The organism is Roseibium sp., assembly GCF_025698965.1.
Classification (GTDB): domain Bacteria; phylum Pseudomonadota; class Alphaproteobacteria; order Rhizobiales; family Stappiaceae; genus Roseibium.
Window position 1 is genome coordinate 1 of record NZ_JAILWL010000361.1, and the last position, 6763, is coordinate 6763.

Here is a 6763-nt window from a genome sequence, read left to right on the forward strand (position 1 = left end):
GGCTTCAAGGCTTCGGCATGAGCACCGCCAGTTCCACCAAGAGCAAGTGCTGCACCTAATACCAGTCCTCGAGCAATACGGACCGGGCGGGAGGTTAAAAACCGGTACAGCATGCGGCGTCCTTTATCCGGGCAAATCATTTGATCGAAACCGGGACTAACCTACGCGCGGTCAAACTCGCGCGCAATCGGCTGGCCGGTTAAAACAACAGTCAAATCTTTCGGCGACTTGTTTGAACGTTGCTGCAACTGAACGTCATTCCGTGTTTTTCAACTGAAGGTTTCCAGGACTAAAAAGTAAACAAAACCTTCCCTCTGCCTCTCGCCATTGCGAATAATACCTAGAGATTTAAGTGCTTTATCCACAACACTTGAACCAATCTGAATAACTCCCTCCCATTTTGCGAATTTAAGGCTTTGGTAACCATAAAATTTGAAGACTGACAGGCAGAGAAGTCCGCAAGAGGCTTGTCTATCAGACAATGCACGGCTAGGTCAGGAGAGCCCACATGCCAGTCATTTCCTTCGCGAACGCAAAGGGCGGTGCCGGAAAAACCACTGCTGCTTTGCTGCTGGCGACAGAAGTTGCCGCACGGGGAAAGCGCGTGACCATTTTTGATGCCGATCCGCAGAAGTGGATCTCGAAATGGTTCGAGTTGCCGAAGAAATGCCCCGGCATTTCGGTTGTCAGCGAAATTTCACCGGCCTCCATCACCGAACAGATCACACATGCAGCCGAGCATTCGGACTATGTGATAGTCGACCTGGAAGGCACGGAAAACCTGATCGTTGCCAACGCGGTTTCGGTTTCCGACCTTGTGGTCGTGCCGATCCAGGGGTCTTCCATGGATGCGCGCGGTGGTGCGAAAATTCTGACACTGATCAAGAAACTTGAGAAAATCGTCCGGCACGACATCAAACACTGTGTCGTGCTGACCCGCACGAATGCGGCTGTCACCACCCGCGCAATGAAGGCCGTTCAGGATTTCCTGTCAGCTCAAAACATCGACGTGCTGATGACCCCGATCGTCGAACGTGCCGCTTTCCGCGACCTTTTCGAATTCGGTGGTGGCTTGTCGAGCCTGGAGAAAAACAAGGTTTCCGGCCTCGCGAAAGCGAAGGAAAATGCATCGCTTTACGCTGCAGAAGTTCTGGAGCGCGCCATCACGGCACCGAAGAAGCGCTGGTACAATATCTTCAAGCGCGCAAGCTGAACGCAGCTCAAAAAACGAAAATTGAAAGCCGGGTTCCTGCCCGGCTTTTTCTTTGCAAAGATGATGGGTGTGAGGTAAGCAGGTCAAGCTATCAGCAAGTCCTCGCTTGCATTACGCATATTGCTGAACCTTTGGAGGATTTCATGTTCGCAACGCTTGTCCGTTCAGCCCAAATCAGCACTCTTTGCCTCTTGCTGACCGCCTGTTTCGGAGAAGACGGCAATGTTGCGCTTGGTACACTGGAGCGGGACAGAGTTGCTTTGACGGCGACGGCCAATGAGGTTCTGATCGCCCTCCCGGTGGCTCAGGGAACCTTTGTCACTGCCGGTACTGTTCTTGCACAATTGAACCCTGCCGAGCAGCAGGCGGTCGTCAATCAGGCCCGTGCTGAAGTACAGCAGTCAAAAGCCAATCTTCTGAAGCTGGAAAACGGGTCCCGGGAAGAGGACATTGCCAAGGCAGAAGCAAGCGTTGCCGGTTCGAAGGCCGAGCTGGTCGATGCGGAAGCAACGTTCCAGCGCTATAAGGACCTGACGGGCCGCGGCACCACCAGTCAGGCACAGCTTGACAGCGCCCGGGCTTCACGAGACGCGGCTGTCGCAAGCCTGAGGAGCGACGAGGAGCAGCTGAAAGAACTGGTCACCGGCACCAGGCCGGAAGATCTTGAAATCGCTCGCGCCGAACTGGCTGCTGCAGAAGCCAGCCTTGCCACGCAGGAGAAAATTCTATCCGACTTGACGATCACCGCATCGCGTGACGGCGTTCTCGATAATCTGCCCTGGAACCTGGGTGAGCGGGTCACAGTAGGCAGTCCCGTTGCGGTTATGCTTGCCGGTGATGCTCCTTATGCCCGTGTCTATGTTCCTGAGCCGCACCGGGTAAAAATCAATGAAGGCGACCGACTTCAGGTGAAGGTCGACGGTCTGGACAAGGCAATCGAAGGTTCCGTCCGCTGGATCAGTTCAGAACCATCCTTCACGCCTTACTACGCGCTCAATCAATCCGAACGGGCCCGGCTTATGTATGTAGCCGAAGTTCAACTACCGGACAGCGCTTCCAACCTGCCCAACGGTGTCCCGGCGCAGGTGGTCCTGCCGTGAGCGAGTTGGCAGGCGACATCGTGGTCAAGGCCCGTGGCCTTGTTAAAAAATTCAAGGATTTTCACGCGGTAGACGGACTGGACCTGACGATCGAACGTGGAATGATCTACGGTTTTCTCGGGCCCAATGGCTCCGGCAAGACCACCGCCATGCGCATGCTGACCGGTCTTCTGACACCGACCGAGGGAACTGTGGAAGTTCTCGGACTTTCGGTTCCAAAAGATGCCGAAACCCTGAAATACAAGATCGGTTACATGACCCAGGCCTTTTCGCTTTATGGCGATCTGACAGTCCAGGAAAACCTCAACTTCATGGCGACGATTTACGGTTTGCCCTCCAGCAAGCGCAAGCAACGTATCGGTGAGGTTATGGAGCGGTATTCCCTGACTGAACTCAAAAACCGCTTCGCAGGCAAGATGAGTGGCGGCCAGCGCCAGCGCCTTGCTCTTGCAACAGCCGTGCTGCATGAGCCGCAACTTCTATTCCTGGACGAACCGACCTCTGCCGTGGATCCGGAATCCCGTCGGCACTTCTGGGAGCAGCTCTTTGATCTGGTCGATGGTGGCACGTCGATTGTCGTCACCACGCATTTCATGGACGAAGCCGAACGCTGCCACAAAATCGCAATCATGGAGGCGGGCAAAAAGCGGGCAGACGGCGCACCGAATGACCTGATGGCAGCCATGGGCGCCAATGTGGTCGAGATCGAAGGACCCAATTTGCGCGACATCCGCCGTCATCTGCTCGGCACAAGGGGCATCATGGCTGCCGCTCAACTGGGGGCTCGTCTGCGCGTCCTGGTGACGGACGATGTTCCAGATCCGGCGGATTTCCTGAAGGAACGGCCTGAAACGGACGGAGCGACCTTGATCGAACAGGTCAGGCCAAACCTGGAAGATGTCTTCGTGACCGCCACGGGAGAAGGCCGCCAATGATCAGACCGCTCTCCCGCATCTCGGCAATCTTCTTCAAGGAACTGGCTCAACTGCGCCGCGACAGGATGACCTTCGGCATGGTGATCATGATCCCGCTGATCCAACTGATCCTGTTCGGTTACGCCATCAACACCAATGTGCGTGACATTCCGATTGCCGTCGTCGACCACAGTCAGACGGGTCTCAGCCGGACGCTGATCCAGATCGTCGAGGCTACGACAGTGGTCGAGGTCACCGAGCGGCTTGTCTCTGTTCAGGAAGCGGAAGAAGCCATCAGGTCGGCGCGGGTGCGCGCCGCTTTCATTCTGCCCGACGATCTATCCCAGAGGATCGCCCGTTCACCGGCAGTTGGCCTCGGCACACCACCTTCCACCGACGAAGAAACCAGCAGACCGGTAGCCCAGTGGATCGTCGATGGGTCCGACACGATGATCGCAGGGGCGATCAAGGGTCTGCGCAGCATGCCGCTGGATGAATTGTTCAGACAGGCCCCCAACCGATCCACGCCGACTTTTGAAGTCGCCCTTTTCTTCAATCCGGAGCAACGCACGGCAATCAATATCGTTCCCGGCCTTGTCGGCATAATCCTGACCATGACCATGATCATGTTCACATCCGCAGCTATCGTGCGTGAGCGTGAGCGCGGCAACATGGAAATGCTGATCAATACACCGGTGCGGCCAATTGAGCTGATGATCGGCAAGATCATCCCTTACATTTTCATCGGACTTTTGCAGGCTGTCATCGTTTTAGGACTGGGGCACGCGCTGTTCAATGTCCCGTTCGGCAATCAGATGCTGGATCTCTTTGTCGGTACGCTGCTGTTCATCGGAGCGAGCCTTTCCCTGGGACTTGTCCTTTCAACGATCGCCAAGAGCCAGTTGCAGGCGACACAGATGACCGTGTTCGTCCTGCTGCCCTCGATCCTGCTGTCCGGTTTCATGTTCCCCTATGAAGGCATGCCGGTGATCGCCCAGTACATCGCCGAAGTGTTTCCGGCGACCCATTTCATGCGCATGATCCGCGGCTTCGTCCTGCGCGACGCCACGCTTCTGGATCTTTATCGCGACGTGATCTGGATGTTCGGTTTCTTCATCATCGGCATGCTCATCGCCGCGCTGCGCTTCAAGAAGAAACTGGACTAAAGGCCTTTCATCATCACTTGGGCTGCGGCCCCGTGTCGAAGCGCGGGTTTGCGGTTTTCAGAACCGGTGTCCGCTTTGAAACATTCTCGCGGCTTTCGCGCCAGACGACGAACATGCCGGAAGAAATGATCACCACCGAACCGATTGCCACGTAAAGATCCGGCGTCTCGGCGAAGAACAGTGCTCCGAACAATGTCGCCCACAAGATCTGACTGTATTGAAGAGGCGCCACGAACGCAGCCGGTGCCGCCCTGTAGGCCCCGATCATGAACAGTTGTGCGATGACGGACATGAAGCCGATGGAGGCCATCGCACCTAGATGATCAAGTTCCACCGGTACATAGACGAAAGGCAACGTGGTCGACATTGCCAGCATCGACAGGATCATAGGATAGAGAATTAGAACGGCCGAACGTTCCTCACCACCGAGCTTGCGTGTCAGGATCGAAGACAATGCGGTCGAACAGGCTGCTGCCAGCGCACTGAAATGACCAAGTGTCAGTTGGGTCATGCCTGGACGCAATACGATCAGAACGCCGATCAGCCCGATCACCACGGCAGCCCAGCGCTGCGCCCTCACCGTTTCGCCGAGCATGGGAACAGACAAGATCGTGACGATGAGCGGCATGGCAAAAAGAAGCGCGTAGACTTCAGCAAGCGGCAATACGGTAAAGGCGTAGAACCCGCAGGACATCGAGACGATCGCCAGAACAGACCGGAACAGCACGAGCCAGGGGTGATGAGGCTGGAAATTATCAATTGCCTTATCGGCCAAGATGATCATCGACACCGGTACAAAGGCAAACAGCATCGAAAAGAAGATGATCTGAAAGACCGGATACGTGCCCCCCAGAGCCTTGATGACGGCGTCATGAGAGGAAAAGAACGCGAATGCCATAAGCGCGGCGACAAATCCTTTGAACGTGTCAGTCATAGGCAAAGCCTTTTAATGAGTTGAGGCAGCCACCCGCGCCCCGATTTGACGCAGGTGAAAAAACGTCCCGGAGGTCATACAACAAAGAAGGATGGGGCCCGGGAAAATGTCAGGAAACCGCCGACTGGCACCGGCGACTTGCAGGATCATCTCCGAAAGCGCGAAAAGTTCAAGAAGCACGCACCTTATTTCGGCGTTTTCCTGTGCGTTGTCACATGGTCGCAACAAAAAAGCAGCGGGAAGGCTGTTTTCCCGCTGCTTCCTTATCCTGTGCCAGGCGGAACACCCAGGGCTGTCTTTCCTGAATGCCGCTCAGAGTATCTTCCGACGCAAATAGGAAGAGACAACTTCGCCAGCGATCACGAGCGCTATGATGGCAATGAGGACGGTGGAAACCTCCTGCCAGTTGAAGGTATCGATGGCGCCCTGGAGGATGACGCCGATACCTCCGGCTCCGACCAGCCCCAGAACGGTCGATTCACGCAGGTTTATGTCCCAGCGCAGAATGCTGACCGCAAAGAAGGTCGGCATGACCTGAGGGACGATCGCATAGAGCACGACCTTGAAATGCGATGCTCCGCAGGCCTGCAAGGCCTCGACAGGCTTCGGGTCGATCTCCTCGATAGCCTCGCCCAGCAACTTGCCGAGAAAGCCGATCGACCGGAACATGATCGCGACGATGCCGGCAACGACGCCCGGACCAAAGATGGCAACGAACAGCAAGGCCCAGATGATCGTATTGACCGAGCGCGACGACACCAGAATGAACCGGCCGATCCACAGCGTCGCTGCGTTGGGCGTGGTGTTTTGGGCCGCGATATATGCAACCGGCAATGCCAGCACAACGGCGAGAGCCGTCGCGATCGTGGCAAGGTTCACCGTTTCCCACAAGGCCTTGAGGATCTGATCCAGATGTGTCGGATCTGGCGGCACCATGCGGGAGAAGAGATCTCCCATCTGTGTCGGTGCATCCCACACCCAGGCCCAGATGATGTTGACGCTACCCAGAGCCCAGGCGACTACGAGAGCGGTCAGAGCGAAATATCCGTAGCGCTGAAGCCGCTGGCGCGGGGTGTAACGCGCCCATTCGTGAATATATGCCTGTTCCATTATGCAATCCGCTTTCTGATGGCACCGCTGACAGCCTCGGAAATCAGGATGACCCCGACGATAACCATCGTGATGGCAAGGGCGAAGTCGTAGTCATACCGGCCGAAGGCGTTTGCAAGGGTCGCCCCAATACCGCCCGCTCCGACGATACCGACCACTGCGGACGCCCTGAGATTGCTGTCGAGCTGATAGATGCCAAGGCCAATCTGGCGTTGCATGATCTGTGGGAAGACCGCATAGACCAGCGTCGAGAGGAAGGGAGCACCCGCCGCCTTCATCGCTTCCACCGGACCTGGATCGATTTCTTCGATGCGCTCGGCCAGCAG

The 6763-nt window shown here is 56.3% G+C and carries 7 protein-coding genes; 4 read left to right on the forward strand and 3 right to left on the reverse strand.

All coding sequences use genetic code 11. From position 1 onward, the window contains the following. The first annotated feature begins 508 nt into the window (after positions 1-508). From K5905_RS23785 to K5905_RS23800, 4 genes are all read left to right on the forward strand, one after another. Positions 509-1213 carry a ParA family protein gene (locus K5905_RS23785; RefSeq protein ID WP_297588618.1) on the forward strand — a complete coding sequence of 235 codons (705 nt, stop codon included), beginning with the start codon at positions 509-511 and terminating at the stop codon, positions 1211-1213. A 143-nt stretch (positions 1214-1356) separates the two neighbouring features. Beyond that, complete coding sequence (locus K5905_RS23790) at positions 1357-2313, forward strand: HlyD family efflux transporter periplasmic adaptor subunit (RefSeq protein WP_297588621.1); 957 nt, start codon at positions 1357-1359, stop codon at positions 2311-2313. Further along, complete coding sequence (locus K5905_RS23795; RefSeq protein WP_297588623.1) at positions 2310-3248, forward strand: ABC transporter ATP-binding protein; 939 nt, start codon at positions 2310-2312, stop codon at positions 3246-3248. Before K5905_RS23790 ends, K5905_RS23795 begins: the two co-directional genes overlap by 4 nt. Continuing rightward, positions 3245-4393 (forward strand): ABC transporter permease, encoded by a 1149-nt coding sequence (locus K5905_RS23800; RefSeq protein WP_297588626.1) that lies wholly within the window; start codon positions 3245-3247, stop codon positions 4391-4393. The genes K5905_RS23795 and K5905_RS23800 overlap by 4 nt, the downstream gene beginning before the upstream one ends. A gap of 13 nt (positions 4394-4406) precedes the next feature. Here K5905_RS23800 and K5905_RS23805 read toward each other — a convergent pair whose 3' ends face one another. The 3 genes from K5905_RS23805 to K5905_RS23815 all read right to left on the reverse strand — a co-directional run. After that, positions 4407-5327, reverse strand: coding sequence for a DMT family transporter (locus K5905_RS23805; protein ID WP_297588629.1), 921 nt, complete (start codon positions 5325-5327; stop codon positions 4407-4409). Positions 5328-5639: 312 nt separating this feature from the next. Beyond that, entirely contained in the window at positions 5640-6437 is a 798-nt protein-coding gene (gene phnE / locus K5905_RS23810; RefSeq protein WP_297588631.1) for a phosphonate ABC transporter, permease protein PhnE, read from the reverse strand. Further along, a partial coding sequence (locus tag K5905_RS23815; protein ID WP_297588633.1) for an ABC transporter permease subunit occupies positions 6437-6763 on the reverse strand: 327 nt, incomplete at its 5' end. The genes K5905_RS23815 and phnE, both read right to left, overlap by 1 nt.